The organism is Patiriisocius hiemis (assembly GCF_031846325.1).
In the GTDB taxonomy this organism is placed as follows: Bacteria; Bacteroidota; Bacteroidia; order Flavobacteriales; family Flavobacteriaceae; genus Patiriisocius_A; species Patiriisocius_A hiemis.
The window spans coordinates 328,131-349,428 of the sequence record NZ_JAVRHZ010000002.1 but is presented as its reverse complement, the minus strand read 5'-3'; the positions used below and the strand labels follow the sequence as shown (position 1 = coordinate 349,428).

The window sequence follows — 21,298 nt, the reverse complement described above, 5'->3', positions numbered from 1 at the left end:
CCAATACTATGTCTCGTTTTAAACCATTATTGTTTGTTTTAACAATCTTATTTTCTCTTTCAATCCCTTCAGAAACACTTCAAGCACAATCGTATGATGAAAAATTATACGATGCCCTTGAGTACAGACTGCTTGGTCCTTTTCGAGGTGGGCGAAGTGCTGCTGTAACTGGGGTGCCCGGAAAGCCCAACTTATATTACTTTGGCGCTACAGGTGGTGGTGTTTGGCAAACCAAAAATGGAGGGCGAACGTGGGAGAATATTAGCGATGGCTTTTTTGGAGGCTCTATTGGAGCTATTGAAGTAGCAGAAAGTGATCCAAATGTAATTTATGTTGGTGGTGGAGAAAAAACGGTACGTGGTAATGTATCCTCAGGATACGGTATTTGGAAATCTGTAGACGCTGGAAAAACATGGAAAGAAGCAGGTTTAAAAAATAGCCGTCACGTCCCAAGAATAGCAATACATCCAACAGATTATAACACGGTTTATGCTGCTGTAATGGGAAATATTTATAAACCTACACAAGAGCGTGGTGTCTATAAAAGTACAGATGGTGGTAAGACTTGGAAACAAGTCTTGTTTGTAAATCAAGATGCAGGAGCTGTTGATTTATTATTAGACCCTAACAATCCAAGAATTTTATATGCTTCAACTTGGAATGTAAGAAGAACACCATATAGTTTAAGTAGTGGTGGAGATGGTTCTGCACTTTGGAAAAGCACCGATAGCGGTGAAACTTGGAAAGAAATTTCAAAAAACAAAGGTTTCCCAACCGATACCTTAGGGATTATTGGAGTGACTGTTTCTCCAGCAAATAGTGACCGTGTTTGGGCTATTGTAGAAAATAAAGACAAAGGCGGAGTGTATAGAAGTGATGATGGAGGAGAAACCTGGAGCAATATTAATAGTGAGAGAAAGTTACGCCAACGTGCATGGTATTATACCCGTATTTATGCAGACTCTAAAGATGAAGATGTAGTTTATGTATTAAACGTTAGATACCATAAAAGCACCGATGGTGGTAAAACCTATAGCACCTATAATGCCCCTCATGGCGATCACCATGATTTATGGATAGCCCCCAATGACCCTAACAGGATGATTATTGGTGACGACGGAGGTGCTCAAGTAACTTATGATGGAGGTGAAACTTGGAGTACTTATCATAATCAACCTACCTCTCAGTTTTATAGAGTAACCACAGACAATGCATTCCCTTATAGAATTTATGCTGCACAGCAAGATAATTCGACCATTAGGATTCCGCATAGAACCGAAGGAAGAAGCATCACAGATAATGATTGGGAATCTACCGCAGGAGGAGAAAGTGCTCATATTGCTGTAACTCCAGACAATCCCGAAATTGTATATGGAGGAAGTTATGATGGGTTTTTAACGCGCTATAATCATGATAAAAATACGGTACGTAGCGTTAGTGTATGGCCAGATAATCCTATGGGGCATGGAGCCGAAGACATGAAATATCGTTTTCAATGGAATTTTCCTATTTTCTTTTCGCCTCATAATCCTAAAAAATTATATACAGCCTCTAACCATTTACATGTAACCACTAATGAAGGTGAAAGTTGGAAAACCATTAGCCCAGACTTAACAAGAGATGTTGCTGAAAAACAAAAATCTTCTGGAGGGCCTATCACCCAGGATAACACCTCGGTAGAATATTATTGTACTATTTTCGCTGCTGCCGAAAGCCCAGTAAAAGAAGGCGTTTTATGGACGGGAAGTGATGATGGATTAGTGCATATTTCACAAAATGGAGGAAAGACTTGGGAGAATGTAACTCCTAAGGGAATGCCAGAATGGATGATGATTAATAGCGTAGAACCTTCAGCTTTTGATGCAGGAACATGCTATATTGCTGGCACAAAATACAAAACAGGCGATTTTGCTCCTTATCTATATAAGACAAACGACTACGGTAAAACTTGGAAAAAAATCACAAATGGAATCCCTGCTGAACATTTTACTCGAGTAGTACGAGAGGATCCAAAAAGAAAAGGACTGTTATATGCAGGTACCGAAACTGGGATGTATATCTCATTTAATGATGGTACTAATTGGAAACCATTTCAGTTAAACTTACCTATTGTTCCTATAACAGATTTGGCCGTAAAACAGAATAATTTAATTGTTGCAACCCAAGGTAGAAGTTTATGGATTATAGATGATTTAACTGTGATTCATCAGCTTTATAAGATGAATGATGGTGTTCGTTCGAGCGCAGTCGAGAACTACCTTTTCAAACCAAAAGATACCTATAGAATGGGGGGTGGTTCTAGAAGTGGTTCATTAACGCAAGGAACCAATCACCCAAGTGGAGTGATGACCTATTTTTATTTAAAAAATCCAAAAGATAAAGAAGTAACACTTTCGTATTTAAACAGTAAGAATGATACCATTAAAAGCTTTAGCACCAAAAATAAAAAAGAAGATAAATTAGAGGTTTCAGAGGGTGCCAATTATCACACATGGAATATGAGAGGAAAAGGTGCTGAACGTTTAAAGGGAATGATTTTATGGTGGGCAAGTACCAACGCACCTCAAGCTGTTCCTGGTAGTTACAAAGTTGTTTTACAAGTAGATGACGAAGTGCTAGAACAACAATTTACGATTTTGCCAGATGAAAATGCTGAAACAGATATTGCAGGAATGCAAAAGCAATTCAATTTTATAACAGATGTAAACGAAACAGTTGATAAAGCCCATAAGTCTATCAAAAAAATTAGAAATATTAATGCACAACTAAAGGCTTTCAAAAAACAGTATAAAGAAAATGAGGACGTAAAAACACTTGTTGAAAAGGCAGATACGTTGAGTGCCAAATTTTCAGAAATTGAAAAAGCGCTTTACCAAACTAAAAATAGAAGTGGTCAAGACCCGCTTAATTTCCCAATTAGATTAACAAATAAATTGGCACACCTTAATAGTTTGGTAAGTATGGATGATTTCCCGCCTACCCAGCAGGATGTTATGGTTAAAAATGAATTAAAAGCTGCTATTAATAAGGAATTAAATGAGTTTGATAGACTTATTACAGAAGAAATTTCCAATTTTAATGCGGAGTTTAATAAACTGAAATTAAACTATCTTTTTGTTGAAGAAGAGGAGTAAAAAACACTCCCTTTTTCACGGGAGATATATATGGAATACAATTATTTAAAATCACTACATTTAATCTTTGTAATAACCTGGTTTGCAGGACTATTTTATATTGTTAGACTTTTTGTGTATCAAATAGAAGCTCAAGCAAAGGAAAGTCCAGCAAAAGAAATTTTAAGCGAACAATATAAAATTATGACGAAGCGGCTATGGTATATTATTACTTGGCCATCTATGATTTTAGCTATTGGTTTTGCTGTTTGGTTATTAGTGCTACGTCCTTTTTGGATAACAGATGCTTGGATGCAAGTAAAACTAGGTTTTGTAGTTGCACTAATCGCATATCATATTAAATGTCATCTTATTTTTAAATCGCATCAAAACGATGTGTATAAACATTCTTCAAATTTTATGCGTTTGTTTAATGAAGGCGCAACTATCATTCTTTTTGCTGTGGTGTTCTTAGTGATTTTAAAAAATGCTGTAGACTGGATTTATGGTACCCTAGGTATCATTGTCTTTTCAATTTTACTTATGTTAGGCTATAAAATGTATAAGAGAATAAGAGAGAAGTAATTCTAAACCAAAAATGGTGCAATTATTGTTATCTTACTTCAAAATTTAATTTGAGTGGCATTTTATAAGCGTTCATTACGAAACCGTATTTTTTTCTCGATGATTTTATTAATACTACTGGCTTCAGTATTAATAGCAGTTGTTACTATCTATCAGTATCGAGAAGAAGCAGAAGACTACCATAGTGAGCGTTTACAGCGTAAAGAAGCAAATATTAGAGAGAATATTGGCTTTGTAATAGAGAACACTACTTATCCTGTAGAGACTGAAAACATACCACTTATCTTTAAAGATAAAATCTACGAACTAAAAGCCATCCATAATCTTGAAATGTATTTGTATGATTTGGACGGAAAGCTTTTAAAATCGTCAAAGGCATCTTTTGTAAGAGACACTACTAAGCAAGAAATTCCTAAGTATGTGATGGACGTTTTGCAAAATTCAGTAGAAAAAAACTATGTAGAAGAGTTTGAAGAAGATGGGCAAGAATATAAATCATCTTATACATATATAACAGACAATTATTTTAAACCCCTTGCAATTCTTAACCTACCCTATATTGAAAACGACGACTTCATAAACAAGGAGTTAAAAGAAAGCCTAACTAGGCTTGGTATGGCATACCTTTTAATGTTTTTAATAGCAATTGCCCTAGCTTATTTCCTTTCAAAATATATTACCCGTTCTCTAAATGCAGTTAGTCAAAAAATAACAGATACAAGATTAAACCAGCGTAATAAAAAGATTGATGTTGGAGCTTCTACCGAAGAGATTCAGCATCTTGTAAACGCGTACAATGGAATGATAGATGAGCTGGAAAGTAGTGCAGCACAGTTAGCAGCTAGTGAGCGCGAAGCTGCATGGCGAGAAATGGCAAAACAAGTAGCACATGAAATTAAAAACCCATTAACCCCAATGCGTTTAACGGTTCAAAGTTTTCAGCGAAAATTTAACCCTAATGACCCAGAGATTCATATTAAACTGGAAGAACATAGTAATACACTTATTCAACAAATTGATACGATGAGTAGTATTGCTTCGGCATTTTCTAATTATGCCCAGATGCCTGCACAACAAGATGAAACATTAGATGTCGTAAAAATCACCAAACTAGCACTAGATATTTTTAATGAAGGGTATATTTATTTTTATTCTGAAGAAAAAGAAATTATTGCAAAGTTTGATAGGACACAGTTAATAAGGGTTATTACAAATCTTGTTAAAAATAGTATTCAAGCCATCGAGCAACACAATGTGAGTGATCCCAGAATTGAAGTTCGAGTATTTTCTGAAGAAGAAAATGTTGCATTAACTGTAATGGATAATGGCGGAGGAATAAAAGAAGAGAATAAAGACATGATTTTTGAACCTAAGTTTACCACTAAAAATAGTGGTATGGGACTTGGTCTTGCTATGGTTAAAAACATTGTAGAGACCTATCATGGGAGTATTTCTTTTACTTCAGAGGAAAGTGAAAAAACCGTATTTAAGGTATTGTTCCCCAAACAGGTCTAGGATATTTCGTATTTTTGCCCTTCAATTTTTCGTAGAATTAACAAAAAAACAAACGTATGTCATACACGAATATTTTGTCTGAAATTGAAGATGGAATTTGCACTATTACCATTAACAGACCTTCAAAATTAAATGCTTTAAACACAGAAACAATAGCCGAGCTTCATGAAGCTTTCAAGGAAGCAGATCACGATACAGAGGTTAAGGTAATTATAATTACCGGAAGTGGCGAAAAAGCATTTGTTGCTGGAGCAGATATTAGTGAATTTGCAGACTTTTCAGTAAGGCAAGGTGAAAAACTAGCAGCAAAAGGACAGGCTCAATTATTTGATTTTGTTGCACATCTAGCAACCCCTGTTATTGCAGCTGTAAATGGTTTTGCATTAGGTGGGGGATTAGAATTAGCAATGGCAGCACACTTTAGAATAGCTAGCGATAATGCAAAAATGGGATTACCAGAAGTATCATTAGGAGTAATTCCTGGGTATGGAGGTACACAGCGTTTACCTCAGTTAGTTGGTAAAGGAAGAGCAATGGAGCTTATTATGACTGCTGGGATGGTAGATGCAAATCAGGCATTAACATACGGACTGATCAATCATGTTACCTCACAAGAAGAATTACTGCCGCTTGCTGAAAAAATAGCTGGAAAGATTATGAGAAATTCTTCTGTGGCAATTGCATCTGCGATTGCAGCCATTAATGCAGGATATGAAGATGGCGAAAATGGTTTTGAAACAGAAATAACTGAATTTGGAAAATGCTTTGGTACGGCAGACTTTAAAGAAGGAACCCAAGCCTTTTTAGAGAAAAGAAAACCTGAGTTTCCAGGGCAATAACATATTAGGAGTTATTCCAATTTTTATAGGAATATTTCCAATAAATAAATTAACTTTGAAGAGCATCTTATGTTTTTCAAAGTTTTTTTATGTCTAAAGGTTATATCAAAGGAAGAGGCGCCCAACAAAAAGTCCATAACAGATTTTTTGAGTTGAGCCATGAGCTTCGTGATGACTTTTTAAACTTTTGTGAAGTTGAAGGAGAGCTTGTTGACAAAAACAAAAATAACTACATTAATGTATTCCCAAAAAGTTTTGTAAACAAGGTTACCAGTCCAGATATAGGGATGGGTTATTCTGCAAATCCGTATCAAGGCTGTGAGCATGGTTGTGTGTATTGCTATGCTCGAAATAGTCATGAATATTGGGGGTATGGAGCAGGGTTAGATTTTGAAAGAAAAATATTAATAAAAAAAGATGCTCCAAAACTGCTAGAAAAACATATCACAAAGAAATTATGGCAAGGCGATACCATAGTTTTTAGTGGAAATACAGACTGTTACCAGCCTATTGAAAGAAAACTGAACATTACCCGTCAATGCTTAGAGATAATGCTTCAGTATAAAAACCCAACTGGAATTATCACTAAGAATAGTCTAGTAGTAAGAGACCTAGATATTTTAAAAGAAATGGCAAAGCATAACATTGTTTCAGTAAATATTTCTATCACCTCATTATCTGAAAAGACGCGAAGATTATTAGAACCAAGAACAGCTACCATAAAGCAACGACTAAAGGCCGTTAAAGTACTTTCAGAAAACAATATTCCTGTACGCGTAATGATGGCGCCTATTATTCCATCATTAAACAGTCATGAAATAATACCATTAGTAAAAAAAGTAACTGATTTAGGTGCAAGGGATGTTGCTTTTACGATAGTACGATTAAATGGACAGATAGCTAAGATATTTACAGATTGGGCACACAAAACAATCCCAGACAGAGCCGATAGAATATTAAACCAGATTGCAGCCTGTCATGGCGGAAAGTTAAATGATAGCAATTGGGGAAGGCGTATGAAAGGAGAAGGCATTATCGCAACACAACTACATGATACCATGAAACTTGCCAAACAAAAGTTTCTTAAAGGTAAAAGAATGCCTAGTCTTGATAACTCAAAGTTTTTGGCTTTAAAAAACCCACAGACTAGGTTGTTTTAAGGGGTGTTCTTTTATGTAGTAAATTTTTAATTCTCAATTTCAGAGACCACAAGAGTTTCTAAATTTTCAATAAGTTCATTGTGATTAAAAGAGGAAGCTTTTATTGCTTCATGCACTTTAAATTTTAAGTGTGCTCCAAGTGGAATGGGAAACATCCCATTTTTTTGAAGCTTCCATGAGTTGCTAATGCTTATAGGCAGAATATAAGCGTCTTGAGCATTTACAAGTAAGGTCTCCAGTCCCTTTCTTTTAAAAGGTTTTGGGATGCCATCTCTACTTCGGGTTCCTTCAGGAAAAATAACTACACTTCTATTATATTTGGATATATACTCAGCGATGGTTTTAATTCTTTCAGTAGCTTGTAAAGGGTCTTTTCTATCAATTAAAACAGACCCTCCATATTTTAAATTATAAGAGACAGAAGGGATTCCTTTTCCTAATTCTTTTTTAGAAATAAACTTAACGTGTAATTTTCGTAAAAACCATATCAATGGCGGGATGTCCCACATACTTTGGTGATTAGACACTATAATTACGGGTTTTCCAACAGGAAGAGAGGAGGGCAGTTTAACAGTATAGCGTACTCCAAGGACATGAAGATTTCTAACCAAAAAGCCATTAAAAATATCAACACTTACTTTATGTGCTTGGTACCCAAAAATGCTTAATGTTATCCGCTGGATTAGATCAAACACTAGCAATTCTATTCCAAATAAGATATAGAATAAAATGGTAAGCGGGTAGCTAAGGAGTTGGTTTATTAGTTTCATTGGTACTTCAAAAATAAAAAAATCCGCTAGTAAATAATACTAACGGATTTTATCTATCTATAATTTTAAAAGCTTAACAAAACTCGTCGTAAGCACTTTTAAGGTTTTCGGCAATCATATCGGCCGCGCGACCTTCAATATGATGACGCTCTAACATGTGTACTAGTTCTCCGTCTTTAAACAAAGCCATAGAAGGCGAACTTGGAGGAAAAGGCATCATTTGAGCACGAGCAGCATCTACAGCTTCTCTGTCAACGCCTGCAAAAACAGTAACCAAATGGTCTGGAGTCTTAGCATTTTGTAGTGACATCCTAGCGCCTGGTCTAGCATTAGCAGCGGCACATCCACAAACTGAATTTACAACCACTAAGGTTGTTCCTTCTTTTGCAAGGGCGTTTGTCACATCTTGCTCTGTATATAATTCTGAAAAACCAATACTTGTTAAATCTTCTCGCATTGGTTTTACTAATTCTGCTGGGTACATATCTTGAAATTTTTAATCCATTATTATTACTGCAAATATAGTCAATTTAGAGCGCAATTACTTACAATTCAATCTTAATGAAATTCCAAACTTTAAATAACAAATGGCAAAAAAGCTTTGGAGTTTGGTTCTTGTAATTTGGGATTTTAAAAAAATACTTCAGTTACACGCTCTACGTAGTTTATGTATATTTGTCTCAATATAAAAAATGCAATATAATTAATATGATTCGTTGGGTTGCTGCTGTTATTGGGTATATGTTTTATCGATTTCCTGGTGCAGTTATTGGGTTTCTAATTGGGAGCTTATTTGATAATATGGGGAGTAAGAAAACAGGAAGGGGTTTTCAAGAGGTTTTTAAGCAACAGCGAGTAGATAGTGTATCGCCAGCAGACTTTGAACTTAACTTGCTGTCTCTAGCTTCTCTTGTAATAAAAGCAGATGGTACAGTAAACCAAAGTGAGCTTGATTATGTGCGACAATACTTTGTTCAGGCGTATGGTCGTGAGCGTGCTAATGCAACTTTTAATGTTTTTAACAATGTGATAAAAAAAAGACAAGTTTCTGCACAGAATATTTGCAACTTGTTGCGTCAGCGAACTAGATATGAATCAAGATTACAGATACTTCATTTTCTATTTAGCATTGCTAATGCAGATGGTCATGTAACCGAACCAGAAGTAAAAGAGATTAATAGGATTGGTGGATTTTTAGGGGTTCAGTTTCGAGATTTTGAAAGCATTAAAGCTATGTTCTTTAAAAATCCAGACAGCGCCTACAAAATTTTGGAAATTGAAAAAACAGCCACAACTGCTGAAATAAAAAAGGCCTACCGAGAAATGGTGAAAAAATACCATCCAGATAAACTACAACACATGGATGAAGCCTATCAAAAAGGAGCTCAAGAAAAATTTAATAAAGTACAAGAAGCTTACGAGCAACTACAAAAGGAAAGAGGGTTTTAATTCTCTAAAAATCAGTAGTTTTCGTGGTACATTTTATTAATATTTGCCACTTCGATTGAATTTTTTGTTTGAAAATGAAAAATTTGTACCAATAAGATTATTACGCCTTTACTTTGCGCAAACTAACATACCAACTATTTGCTTATTGTGTATAATGGCTTGTTTTATTTTTAGTCTTATCTAAAAATAAAAATAGTATAAAAGTAAAAATATATTTACCTTTGCCATATGTTTTCATTAGCAGAAGAGAATTACCTAAAAGCAATATACCATTTAGAGCAACAGCATCAAGGTGAAGTAAGTACCAATGCCATTGCAGATAGAATGGATACAAAGCCTTCTTCAGTAACAGATATGGTGCAAAAATTGGCCGATAAAGAAGTGCTTTCTTATAAAAAATATAAAGGAACCATACTTACACCTAGCGGAAGAAAAATTGCCGCTAATGTTATAAGAAAACATAGGCTATGGGAGGTTTTTCTTGTTGAAAAGTTAAACTTTCATTGGGATGAAGTTCATGAAATCGCAGAGCAGTTAGAGCATATTCAATCTGAAGAATTAGTAAAACGACTAGATGATTTTCTTGGCAATCCAGACTTCGACCCTCATGGAGACCCTATTCCAGATAAACATGGAAATATAAAACGTACGGAGAAAAAGCTACTTAGTGAATTGAATAAAAATCAAAAAGGAGTCTGCGTTGGAGTAAAAGAATCTAGTGGAGAATTTTTACAATATCTAGATAAAAAGAGAATAAGTATTGGAACTAAAATCAAAGTACTTGGTAAAGAGTTTTTTGATGGCTCTATGGTAATACAAGTAGGGAAAGACCAATTTTTTATATCACAAAAAATAGCTGAGAATTTATATGTACAAACAAATTAATTTAAAAAATAGCATTCTTGTAATACTAGTTACAATTACAAGTATTTGCTGGTCGCAAGATGCTGATAGTGTGCCAGAGATGATAACTGATAGGCCAGATGCTACAGAATCTCCCAATACAGTTCCAGCGGGATATTTTCAAGTAGAAACAGGTTCTTTTTATGAGTCTTTTGAAGAAGATGCAGTAAAATCTGAAGTATATGGATACAATACTACCTTGCTGCGTTATGGAATATTTGATAATTTAGAATTACGGCTTGGTTGGAATTTTGAAGAAGTAAGAACTTCATTTAATGGTCAAGAATTAGATAATGTTGCTAGTGGCTTATCTCCTTTATTGGCAGGTATGAAGGTTGAAATCATAGAAGAAAAAGGATGGCTCCCAGAAATAGGATTATTAGGTCACTTATACTTGCCTTTTAGTGCTGCGTCAGATTATAGACCAGAAACAACAGGGGTAGACTTTAGATTTTCTTTTGCGCATACACTTTCTGAAAAATCATCTCTTGCCTATAATCTAGGAGCACAATGGCTAGATGACAGTCCAGAAGCTGCCTATGTATATACACTTGTTTACGGGTATAGTGTTTCTTCAAAAATTGGACTTTACGCAGAGCTTTATGGAGACCTGCCAGAAGATAATAGAGCAAATCATTTATGGGATGCTGGAATTACGTATTTGTTAAGCCCCTCTTTTCAGTTAGATGCAACAATAGGTAGTAGTATTACAGACGGGCAAGATATCCTGCTAAGTGCAGGTGTTAGTTTTAGAATTCCAAAATAAAATGAAAATGAAAAAAATACTTTACTTTCTTTTTGCACTTACACTTATAAGTTGTAAAAATGAAAAAAAAGAAAATTCAAAACTACAAGTGGTTACTACAACCACAATGATTACAGATTTAGTAAAGCACATTGGAGGCAATACTATTGAAGTACAAGGCTTAATGGGAGCAGGTGTAGACCCTCACTTATATAAAGCTTCTGAAGGGGATGTGACAAAACTTTACAACGCAGATATTATTTTCTATAACGGGTTACACCTTGAAGGAAAACTGGTTGAGGTTTTTGAAAAAATGGAAAGCTCAAGTAAATTACAAGTAGCACTTGCCGAAAGTCTTGATAAGGGAGGCTTGATAGGTTCAGAATACTTTGCTTCAAATTATGATCCTCATGTTTGGTTCAACATTCAATATTTCAAAAAATTTGCAAATCAAGTTACCGAAGTCTTGTCTTCAGAAGATGAAAAAAATGCCTCACTTTATAAGTCTAACAATGAAGCTTTTCAAAAAGAACTAGATGTTTTAGAAGAAAAAATCATAGCAAAGATTGAAACACTTCCTGAGGAAAAAAGAATATTGGTTACTGCACATGATGCCTTTAATTACTTTGGGAAAACATATGGTTTTGAAGTAGTTGGACTACAAGGGTTGTCAACCGCAACTGAAGCAGGTGTAAAGGATGTACAACGTCTATCTCAATTTATAATTGACAACAAAGTAAAAGCAATTTTCGTAGAAAGCTCGGTTCCTAAAAGAACTATCGAAGCTTTACAAGCAGCAGTTCTTTCTAAAGGTCACGAAGTGACTATAGGAGGGTCTCTTTTTAGTGATGCTCTTGGTGATACGGGAACCATAGAAGGCACTTATATTGGAATGTTTACTCATAATGTAAATACTATTGTAGATGCTCTTCAATAAATAAAACACATGTCAAAAAAAACCGCTATACAAGTTGATGACCTTACAGTAGCTTATAATTATAAACCAGTATTGTGGGATATAGATTTAGCTGTTCCAGAGGGAGTACTTATGGCAATTGTGGGGCCTAATGGTGCAGGAAAATCTACACTCATAAAATCTATATTGGGTATTATAAAGCCTATTGCTGGAAGTGTTGCTATTTATAACAAACCCTATGAAAAACAACGAAAGCTAGTTGCCTACGTACCCCAAAAAGGAAGCGTAGATTGGGATTTCCCAACGACCGCTATAGATGTTGTAATGATGGGAACCTATGGGAGTCTAGGTTGGATAAAAAGACCTGGGCAAAAAGAAAAAAAAGCCGCTTTAGAAGCACTAGAAAAAGTAGGAATGCTATCCTTTAAAAATAGACAGATTAGTCAGCTAAGCGGTGGGCAACAACAGCGTGTGTTTTTAGCAAGAGCATTGGTGCAAAACGCTTCTATCTATTTTATGGACGAACCCTTTCAAGGTGTAGATGCTACAACAGAGATTGCTATTATTAATATCTTAAAAGAGTTACGTAAAGCAGGTAAAACGGTGGTTGTGGTTCATCACGATTTACAAACCGTACCAGAATATTTTGATTGGGTTACGTTTTTAAATGTAAAGAAGATTGCGACAGGTCCTGTTAAAGATATTTTTAATGATGATAACCTTACCAAAACGTATGGTATTAACTATAAAGTTGCTGTGAATAAATAGCAAAACTCAAATAGTAAACCCAAAAATAGAACCAAAATTTTGTTACGAAAGACTAATATCAAATGACTAAAGACTAATGTCAATTACCGAATATTTCGAACTTGTTTTTACAGATTACACCTTGCGCACCATAACGCTAGGAACAGCAATTCTTGGTGCTATCTGTGGCATGTTAGGAAGTTTTGCAGTATTACGTAAACAAAGTTTGTTGGGAGATGCTATCTCTCATGCTGCCCTACCGGGGATTGCTATTGCTTTTTTAATAACAGGAGCAAAAGACAGTAATATTCTTTTACTGGGAGCATTAGTAAGTGGTGTTTTAGGAACATTTTGGATAAGGGGAATGATTACAAAAACTCATCTTAAAAGTGATACAGCATTGGGTTTAATTCTTTCATTGTTTTTTGGGTTTGGGATGTTATTACTCACTTTTATACAAAAACAGCCCAATGCCAACCAAGCTGGACTTGATAAATATTTATTTGGTCAAGCTGCTACTCTAGTTGAAAAAGATGTCTATTTAATGGCTATTGTTACTGGGGCTTGTCTAGTGGTCTTACTCTTATTTTGGAAAGAATTTAAACTGCTTCTTTTTGATGCAGATTATACCAAAACCTTAGGGTTTAATACCCGGTTTATCGATATACTCATTACATTTTTTATAGTGTTGGCTATTGTTTTAGGGTTACAAACAGTAGGTGTAGTATTAATGAGCGCTATGCTTTTGGCTCCCGCAGCAGCAGCAAGACAATGGACAAATAAATTGAGTGTAATGATTGTATTAGCAGGTGTTTTCGGAATATTTTCGGGTGTTTTTGGTACTGCCATTAGTGCAACTCAAAATAACCTTTCTACTGGACCAGTTATCGTTTTGGTAGCAGCAGTATTTGTATTGTTTTCTTTTGTTTTTTCGCCTGCAAGAGGGTTATTATTTAGAGAAATTAGATTTCGAAAAAACAGGAGGGACCTTAAGCTTAAGAAAACGCTTCAATTAATGTATGGAATTGTAAGTAAGCATGAAGATATTTCTCGACCACATGCCATTAAAATCTTAAATGATTTTCAAGGATTTACAAGAAATACCTTAGGAAAACTCGAAGAAAAAAATTGGATTGAAATAAAAGGGCAAGAATGGTCTATGACTCCACAGGGGTTTAATGAGGCTAAAGATTTGTATAACCAACAGAAAGATAATGACTAGTCCTCAAATAGAAATACAACTCATAGCAGCAATTGTAGCCATCGCTTGCGCGATACCTGGAGTGTTCTTAGTGCTTCGTAAAATGGCATTAATAAGTGATGCTATTAGTCACTCTATTTTGCCAGGAATTGTGATTGGCTTTTTTATTACTGAAGACTTGAACTCTCCCTTGCTTATTTTACTAGCAGCTGTCACGGGGGTTATTACTGTGATATTGGTAGAAGCAATTCAAAAAACAGGATTGGTAAAAGAAGATACAGCTATAGGCCTTGTTTTTCCTGCACTTTTTAGCATAGGCGTTATTATGATTGCCAAAAATGCAAATGATGTACACCTAGATGTTGATGCGGTTTTATTAGGAGAATTAGCATTTGCTCCTTTTGATAGATTATTACTTTTTGGAGCGGATGTAGGTCCTAAATCCATTTGGGTAATGGGGGTTATTCTTTTAGTTACACTAGGCTTATTGTTTTTGTTCTTTAAAGAATTAAAGGTTAGTACCTTTGATGCCGGACTCTCTTCTGCGTTAGGTATTTCTCCAGTAATAATGCATTATGGTTTAATGTCTATTTCCTCTGTAACGGTAGTAGGTGCTTTTGATGCGGTAGGAGCTATTTTGGTGGTAGCACTTATGATTGCTCCTGCGGCAACGGCGTATTTATTAACTTCAGACTTAAAAAAAATGCTTGTATTATCAATCTGTTTTGGAGTTTTTTCAGCAATAGGAGGTTATTGGCTTGCTAATATTTTAGATGCTTCTATTTCTGGGTCAATGACAACAGTACTAGGAGTTGTATTTTTAATTACGTACTTGTTTGCGCCTTCAAAAGGGCTTATTTCGGTCTTGTATAGGCAAAAACAACAACGCACCGAAGTTTCTCTAATTACCTTTTTGTTGCACTTAAATAATCATTCCGAAGAACAAGAACGTCACATAAATCATTTACAAGAACATATTAATTGGCAAAAAGTACGAAGTAAAAATGTGATTGATTTAGCTCTAAAAAACAATATGATTGCTATAGAAAATGATGTAGTAGCACTTACTGAAAAAGGACTCACTTTTACTAATTTAGCCCTAGAGTATATTGTGACAAATAAAGACGAAAAGATAGAGCACATGAAGGATGATTTCTTCCTGTTTAGAGGGTAGTCTTTTTTAGTTTGGCATTGTTTTTTCTTTTATCTTTAAAATTGAAATATTTTATTATGAAAAAAGCACTACTTATTATAGCCTTATTAGTTACCATTACTGCAATTTCTCAAGAAGAAACTCCAGTAGATGTACCTAAAATAGTAACAAAAATTCCTTTAAATACTCCAGTTAAAATGGGGGACCTAACAATTAAATTTCTTGAGGTTACCGAGGACTCGCGTTGCCCAAAAGGTGTAAATTGTACTTGGGCTGGTAGAGCAAAAATTCTTGTTGAAGTTGTCGAAGGGGAAGACCCTCCATTAATCAAAGAATTACTTTTTGGAGCAACTATGCAAGGAGAAGAATACTCTAATATACTATTTATTGATAGTAAACATGTTATTAAAGGGATGCAATTAAACCCTTATCCTACTAGTAAAATAGGGTCTAAAAAGGAACCTTATGTTCTTTTAGTTTCAAAAGAGAAAATAGCTTCAGAAGAGTAGTTTAGATTGATATTTACTAAATAATATAAAAGCATTTTTTAAAAATGAAATACACTTATCTAGCTCTTATCTTTCTTTCTTTTTTATCAGTTTCTTGTAATAATACTTCAAAAAAAGAAGTAGGATTTACAATAGCATATAATGGAGCGCTAAAAGATATTATGCACAAAGGAGATATAACCGCAAAGGCTAGTCTCTCAGATTTTGAAGGTGCCGAACACTTTTATGCATTAGGTGCTTTTGAAAACTTAAAAGGCGAAATACAAATTTTTGATAGCACATCCTTTAACACCTCTGTTAAAAATGATACACTTACAATAGATTCTAGTTTTGATAAAAATGCTACTTTATTAGTATATGCCAAGGTAGAAAAATGGAACACGTTTAAAGTTCCAGATAGTGTGGTAGATAAAAAACAATTTGAAACATATGTCTTTGAAGTGGCAAAACAAAACAACATTAATATTAATAAACCTTTCCCGTTCTTAGTTTCTGGAACTGCAAGAAAGATAGATTGGCATGTTATAGACTGGAAAGATGGAGATACAGAACACTCACACGCAAAACATATTTCATCTGGACTTAATGGTACCCTAAAAAATAAGAATGCTGATTTTCTAGGGTTTTACTCAAATGCACATCATACCATTTTTACACATCATAGTACCAATATTCATACTCATTTTAAGCTTCAAAACAATTCAGTCGCAGGGCACGTTGATGATTTTTTATTAGGAGATGCAATGACACTTAAGCTACCAAAGGTAGATTAGTCATAGACCTCTCTCTGCTTCAGCAGGTCTCAAACGTTAAATTCTGTTAATTTTATTTTAAACTGAAATAGCCTAGGCTAAGGAATGCGTATTTTTCAGTTTCAAATAAAACACCCATGAAAAAACTTCTACTCCTAGCGATTTCTTTTTCGCTATTCTTATCTTGTTCTTCTACACAAAAAAGTACAAAAGCCAAAACATCTTCTCAGACTGCTACATCAGCACCAAAAAAGGATAAAGATGCTATGAAGTCTTATGATAAAGTTATTACTAAAGACGCGGTTACAGATGAAGGGATGTTTAAAGTCCATAAAGTAAAAAAGCAATACTACTATGAAATACCAAAAAACTTACTTGAAAAAGACATGCTTTGGGTTTCAAGAATTGCACAAATACCTACAGGACTGGGTGGTGGTTATTTTAATGCGGGAACAAAAACTAATGAGCAAGTAGTGCATTGGCAGCAATTTCAAGACAAAATACTTTTAAAAGTAAAGTCTTTTGCAAATGTGGCAGATAGTACCAAAGCGATTAGCAATTCGGTATACGTAAACAATTACGAACCTACCTTATATGCTTTTGATATTGCAACAATAAGTAAAGACTCTGCCAATGTAGTTATAGATGTTACCAAGTTTTTTCAATCTGATGTAAAAGCTATTAGTGGTCTTTCTGCCAGATTAAGAAGACAGTACAAAGTAAAGAACCTTGATAAGTCAAGGAGTTTTATTCATTCAGTAAAAAGCTTTCCTCAAAACATAGAAGTTAAACAAGACTTTACTTATAATGCTTCAGAGCCACCATCAAACAGAGCTACAGAGTCTATTAGCTTACAAATGAATCAATCTATGATTTTACTTCCAGAAGAACCAATGCAACCTCGATTGTATGACGCAAGAGTTGGATTCTTTACAGTAAGTCAATATGACTTTGGAAGTGAAGAGTTAAAGGCAGACAGAAAAACATACATTCGCCGTTGGAGATTAGAACCTAAAGACCCCGCAGCCTATGCAAGAGGAGAGTTAGTAGAACCTGTAAAGCCTATTGTGTACTACTTAGACCCAGGGACACCAGAAAACTTAAAGGAGTACATAAAACAAGGTATAGAAGACTGGCAAAAACCATTTGAAACAGCCGGCTTTAAAAATGCAATTATTGCAAAAGATGCTCCTACACCAGAAGAAGACCCAGAGTTCAGCCCAGAGGATATTCGCTATTCTGTTGTTAGATATGTAGCAAGTACTACACGTAATGCAGTTGGTCCAAGTGTGAGTGACCCTAGAAGTGGAGAAATTATAGAAAGTGATATTATATGGTATCACAATCACTTACGTAGCTATAGAAACAGGTATTTACTAGAAACGGGTGCTGCTAACCCAAGTGCTAGAACGTTAAACACACCTGATAAAGAAATTGGCGAAATGATGCGAATGGTTATTGCACATGAGGTTGGGCACGCTCTTGGCTTTCCACACAATATGGCTGCGAGTTATGCCTATGATGTAGAATCGTATAGGGATGGTGCTTTTACACAAGAGTTTGGAATTGCCTCTAGTTTAATGGATTACGCACGGTACAATTACATAGCACAGCCTGGTGATAAGAATATTAGATTTATTCGTCAAATGGGACCTTATGATCATTATGCTACCAATTGGGGATATCGTGTTATTCCTGGTGCAAATTCTCCAGAAGCAGAAAAGAAAACATTAGATTCTTGGATTCTTGATAAGGCAGGAGATGCTCGTTATAAATTTGGAAGACAATCCAGTCGTTTTGACCCTCAATCGCAAACCGAAGCTATTGGAGACAACCCAATTAAAGCAAGTACTTATGGGATTAAAAACTTACAGTATGTAGCTAAAAATTTACCCAGTTGGACATCAGATAAAACTAATAATTATGCAGATTTAGAAGAATTATATGGTGAAATGCTAGGTGTTTGGAGTCGTTATGTTGGACATGTAGTCACCAATATTGGAGGCGTTTTCGAGAACATTAAAACACCATCTCAAGGAGGAACTATATACACACACCTTGACGAAAGTTCTCAAAAAGAATCTATGCAATGGTTACATGATAACGCTTTTGAAACTCCAACTTGGTTAGTCGATGAAAGCATTCTTCAAAATATAGACCATGCAGGTTATTTTGAAAGGCTTCGTAGGGTGCAAGCGAGACATATAAATAATTTGTTGAGTTTTGACAGAATAGGAAGACTTGTTGATGCCGAAACTACTGGAACAGAATATTACAGCGCACTTGAAATGTTACGCGATTTACGTAAAGGAATTTTTAAAGAAGCAACTACAGGAAGAAACGTAGATATCTATCGTAGAAATTTACAGCGCACCTACCTAGATCGTATGGGGTATTTATTAGAAAATGAAGGACCTAGTAATAGTTTTAGCCGCCCTGGATTTGAAGGCAGACTAGTATTTAATGTTAATACTAGTGATGTTAGAGCTCTGGTAAGAGGAGAGTTAAGAACGTTAAGAGCTATTTTAAATAGAGCTAAAAATGGAGTAAATACCGAGACTAGATATCATTATGAAGATGCCATTGCTCGCATTGATGGTTGGTTTGATGAAGATTAAATAAAAGCCTTTGGTGTTTAAAACTTGATATTTGAGATTTCAAAAATTAATGACACCCGCAATCCTTGTTACCACATTTGGTTTTACCACCATCTAGTGTGCCAAGGGTTGTTTTTTTTCGGTTTTCAAACAAAGGATTCCAAACAAACTTTTTAAGAATATAGCCTGTGGCAATAACGAAAGTTAATATGACAAGTGTTGTTTGCATAGTATAAAGATAACTATTTTAAAAATTGATATGCTGCTAAGGCAACAACGTAAGCAATAACTGTCATTGCTCCTAGCTGCCACATTGGCCATTTCCAGCTATTAGTTTCCCGTTTTACAATGGCTAGTGTGCTCATACATTGCATTGCAAAGGCATAAAATAACAGTAATGAGATTCCACTTGCAAAGTTAAATTGTGGAGTTCCTAGTACTGGGTTAACTTCTGCAGCCATTCTGTTTTTAATGGTTTCTTCCTCTTCACTACCTACGCTGTAAATGGTAGCTAACGTGCCTACAAAAACTTCTCTTGCAGCAAAACTACTTACAATGGCGATTCCTATTTTCCAATCGTAGCCTAGAGGTCTTACGGCTGGCTCAATCCCTTTTCCAATAATTCCAATGTATGAATGTTCTAATTTATAGGAAGCAATTTTAGTTTCTAATTCTTCTTCAGAAAGTGAAATACTACTATTTTCTTGTGTCACAATAGTTTCAGCGTTATTAAAATCACCAGGACCATAGGATGCTAGTACCCATAGAATAATTGAAATAGCTAAAATTATTTTACCTGCCCCTAGAACAAATGACTTAGTTTTTTCAATAACTGTAATAGCTACATTTTTAAACATCGGGACTTTGTAATTAGGCATCTCGATTACAAAAAATGTTTTACTTCTAATCTTTAAAACCTTATTAAGCAACCAAGCTGAAAATATAGCAGCACCAAAACCTAATAAGTATAAAAACATTAAAGTAAGCCCTTGCAAGCTAAAAATACCTAGTACACGTTCCTCAGGAATTACCAAAGCAATAATTATTAAGTACACAGGAAGCCTAGCCGAACAAGTTGTAAAAGGCGTTACTAGAATGGTTATTAAACGCTCTTTCCAGCTTTCTATATTTCGGGTAGCCATTATAGCTGGAATAGCACAAGCTGTTCCAGAAACTAATGGCACAACACTTTTTCCACTAAGCCCAAAACGACGCATTACTCTGTCCATTAAAAAAACAACCCGACTCATATAACCACTTTCTTCAAGTATGGCGATAAAGAGAAATAAAAAAGCAATTTGTGGAATAAAGATGATGATTCCGCCCAAACCAGAGATAATACCTTCGGCAATAAGATTTGTGAAATCTCCTGGTGGCAGCGTGTTTTTTGTCCATTCACTAAGTGAAGCGAAAGATTCATCAATAAAATCCATTGGATAGCTACTCCAATCAAAAATCGCTTGGAAGATTAGCAGTAATACGGAAAAGAAAATAATATAGCCCCAAAATTTATGGGTAAGAACTCTATCAAATCTACTTCGTAAGTCTTTTGCGTTTGCGGTATCAACAACTAAGGTTTCTTTTAAAACACCGTTTATAAATTGATAGCGAGCAATGGTTTCTTTTTGCTGAAGCCTTTTAAGATTACTTTTACTTTCGGTTTGAAATGTAGCAACGCCCTTCATTTCACCTCTATCTAACTTACCGAAGTTTACATCTTGTGTAATTACTAACCAGAGTTTATACAAATCTTGATTAGGAAAGGCTTTTCGCAGTCTATCAAAATACTCAGGTGCAATAACAGATGCATTTACACAAGGTGTTGTAGAAAGGTGCTTGTGGTTATTTATAAGTTCTTTTAGATTGTCAAAACCTTCATTTTTACGTGAGCTTATTAAAGCAATTTTGGTTTCCAGTTTTTCCTCAAGCGTTTCAATATCTAAAGAAATGGCTTTTCGTTTCATCCTATCTGCCATGTTAATAGCTAGGATAGTTGGAATACCAAGATCTTTTATTTGTGTAAAGAGAAGGAGGTTTCTTTTTAAATTTTCAACATCGGCGACAACAATAGCTACATCAGGAAAGTCCTTGTCATTCTTATTAAGAAGTAATTCAATAACAACATTTTCATCAAGTGAAGATGCATTTAGACTATAGGTTCCTGGGAGGTCTAAAACGTGTGCTTTTGCTCCACGTGGTAGTTTACATGTGCCTTCCTTTTTCTCTACAGTTATGCCAGGGTAATTTCCAACTTTCTGGTTTAAGCCTGTAAGCCTATTAAAAACTGAAGTTTTTCCTGTGTTTGGGTTTCCAATAAGTGCAACATTAATTTGTTTTGGCATAG

The 21,298-nt window shown here is 35.0% G+C and carries 19 protein-coding genes; 15 read left to right on the top strand and 4 right to left on the bottom strand.

Annotation, left to right across the window (positions count from 1 at the left end; all coding sequences use genetic code 11):
• Positions 1-8: 8 nt before the first annotated feature.
• From RM538_RS05730 to RM538_RS05710, 5 genes are all read left to right on the top strand, one after another.
• Positions 9-3,134, top strand: coding sequence for a VPS10 domain-containing protein (locus tag RM538_RS05730; RefSeq protein WP_311332444.1), 3,126 nt, complete (start codon positions 9-11; stop codon positions 3,132-3,134).
• 30 nt (positions 3,135-3,164) lie between these two features.
• Positions 3,165-3,698, top strand: a complete 534-nt coding sequence (locus tag RM538_RS05725; protein ID WP_311332443.1) for a CopD family protein — start codon at positions 3,165-3,167, stop codon at positions 3,696-3,698.
• Positions 3,699-3,797: 99 nt separating this feature from the next.
• Complete coding sequence (locus RM538_RS05720; RefSeq protein ID WP_311332442.1) at positions 3,798-5,213, top strand: sensor histidine kinase; 1,416 nt, start codon at positions 3,798-3,800, stop codon at positions 5,211-5,213.
• Positions 5,214-5,269: 56 nt separating this feature from the next.
• Complete coding sequence (locus RM538_RS05715; RefSeq protein WP_311332441.1) at positions 5,270-6,052, top strand: enoyl-CoA hydratase/isomerase family protein; 783 nt, start codon at positions 5,270-5,272, stop codon at positions 6,050-6,052.
• 89 nt (positions 6,053-6,141) lie between these two features.
• Positions 6,142-7,212, top strand: a complete 1,071-nt coding sequence (locus RM538_RS05710; protein WP_311332440.1) for a PA0069 family radical SAM protein — start codon at positions 6,142-6,144, stop codon at positions 7,210-7,212.
• A gap of 26 nt (positions 7,213-7,238) precedes the next feature.
• Here RM538_RS05710 and RM538_RS05705 read toward each other — a convergent pair whose 3' ends face one another.
• Complete coding sequence (locus RM538_RS05705; RefSeq protein WP_311332439.1) at positions 7,239-7,982, bottom strand: lysophospholipid acyltransferase family protein; 744 nt, start codon at positions 7,980-7,982, stop codon at positions 7,239-7,241.
• A gap of 73 nt (positions 7,983-8,055) precedes the next feature.
• A complete protein-coding gene (locus RM538_RS05700; RefSeq protein ID WP_311332438.1) occupies positions 8,056-8,466 on the bottom strand; it encodes a BrxA/BrxB family bacilliredoxin in 411 nt (136 codons plus the stop codon).
• 224 nt (positions 8,467-8,690) lie between these two features.
• Between RM538_RS05700 and RM538_RS05695 the strand changes: the two genes are divergently transcribed.
• The 10 genes from RM538_RS05695 (at position 8,691) to RM538_RS05650 (ending at position 18,975) form a co-directional block, all read left to right on the top strand.
• Positions 8,691-9,431 carry a TerB family tellurite resistance protein gene (locus RM538_RS05695; RefSeq protein ID WP_311332437.1) on the top strand — a complete coding sequence of 247 codons (741 nt, stop codon included), beginning with the start codon at positions 8,691-8,693 and terminating at the stop codon, positions 9,429-9,431.
• A gap of 228 nt (positions 9,432-9,659) precedes the next feature.
• Entirely contained in the window at positions 9,660-10,316 is a 657-nt protein-coding gene (locus RM538_RS05690) for a metal-dependent transcriptional regulator (RefSeq protein ID WP_311332436.1), read from the top strand.
• Entirely contained in the window at positions 10,300-11,100 is an 801-nt protein-coding gene (locus RM538_RS05685) for a transporter (protein WP_311332435.1), read from the top strand. The genes RM538_RS05690 and RM538_RS05685 overlap by 17 nt, the downstream gene beginning before the upstream one ends.
• A gap of 7 nt (positions 11,101-11,107) precedes the next feature.
• Positions 11,108-12,016 carry a metal ABC transporter solute-binding protein, Zn/Mn family gene (locus tag RM538_RS05680; RefSeq protein WP_311332434.1) on the top strand — a complete coding sequence of 303 codons (909 nt, stop codon included), beginning with the start codon at positions 11,108-11,110 and terminating at the stop codon, positions 12,014-12,016.
• A 9-nt stretch (positions 12,017-12,025) separates the two neighbouring features.
• Positions 12,026-12,763 (top strand): metal ABC transporter ATP-binding protein, encoded by a 738-nt coding sequence (locus RM538_RS05675; RefSeq protein ID WP_311332433.1) that lies wholly within the window; start codon positions 12,026-12,028, stop codon positions 12,761-12,763.
• Between the two features lie 76 nt (positions 12,764-12,839).
• Positions 12,840-13,964 carry a metal ABC transporter permease gene (locus RM538_RS05670; RefSeq protein ID WP_311332432.1) on the top strand — a complete coding sequence of 375 codons (1,125 nt, stop codon included), beginning with the start codon at positions 12,840-12,842 and terminating at the stop codon, positions 13,962-13,964.
• Positions 13,957-15,117: a metal ABC transporter permease gene (locus RM538_RS05665; protein WP_311332431.1), complete on the top strand. Its 1,161-nt coding sequence runs from the start codon at positions 13,957-13,959 to the stop codon at positions 15,115-15,117. The genes RM538_RS05670 and RM538_RS05665 overlap by 8 nt, the downstream gene beginning before the upstream one ends.
• Before the next feature lie 56 nt (positions 15,118-15,173).
• Complete coding sequence (locus tag RM538_RS05660) at positions 15,174-15,605, top strand: hypothetical protein (protein WP_311332430.1); 432 nt, start codon at positions 15,174-15,176, stop codon at positions 15,603-15,605.
• Between the two features lie 44 nt (positions 15,606-15,649).
• Positions 15,650-16,378, top strand: a complete 729-nt coding sequence (locus RM538_RS05655) for an acetolactate decarboxylase (protein WP_311332429.1) — start codon at positions 15,650-15,652, stop codon at positions 16,376-16,378.
• Positions 16,379-16,494: 116 nt separating this feature from the next.
• Positions 16,495-18,975: a zinc-dependent metalloprotease gene (locus RM538_RS05650; RefSeq protein WP_311332428.1), complete on the top strand. Its 2,481-nt coding sequence runs from the start codon at positions 16,495-16,497 to the stop codon at positions 18,973-18,975.
• Between the two features lie 46 nt (positions 18,976-19,021).
• Here the strand turns inward: RM538_RS05650 and RM538_RS05645 are convergent, their stop codons facing one another.
• Together RM538_RS05645 and feoB are read right to left on the bottom strand one after the other, a co-directional pair.
• Positions 19,022-19,183: an ATP synthase subunit B family protein gene (locus RM538_RS05645; RefSeq protein ID WP_311332427.1), complete on the bottom strand. Its 162-nt coding sequence runs from the start codon at positions 19,181-19,183 to the stop codon at positions 19,022-19,024.
• Positions 19,184-19,196: 13 nt separating this feature from the next.
• Complete coding sequence (feoB, locus tag RM538_RS05640) at positions 19,197-21,296, bottom strand: ferrous iron transport protein B (RefSeq protein ID WP_311332426.1); 2,100 nt, start codon at positions 21,294-21,296, stop codon at positions 19,197-19,199.
• Positions 21,297-21,298 lie beyond the last annotated feature (2 nt).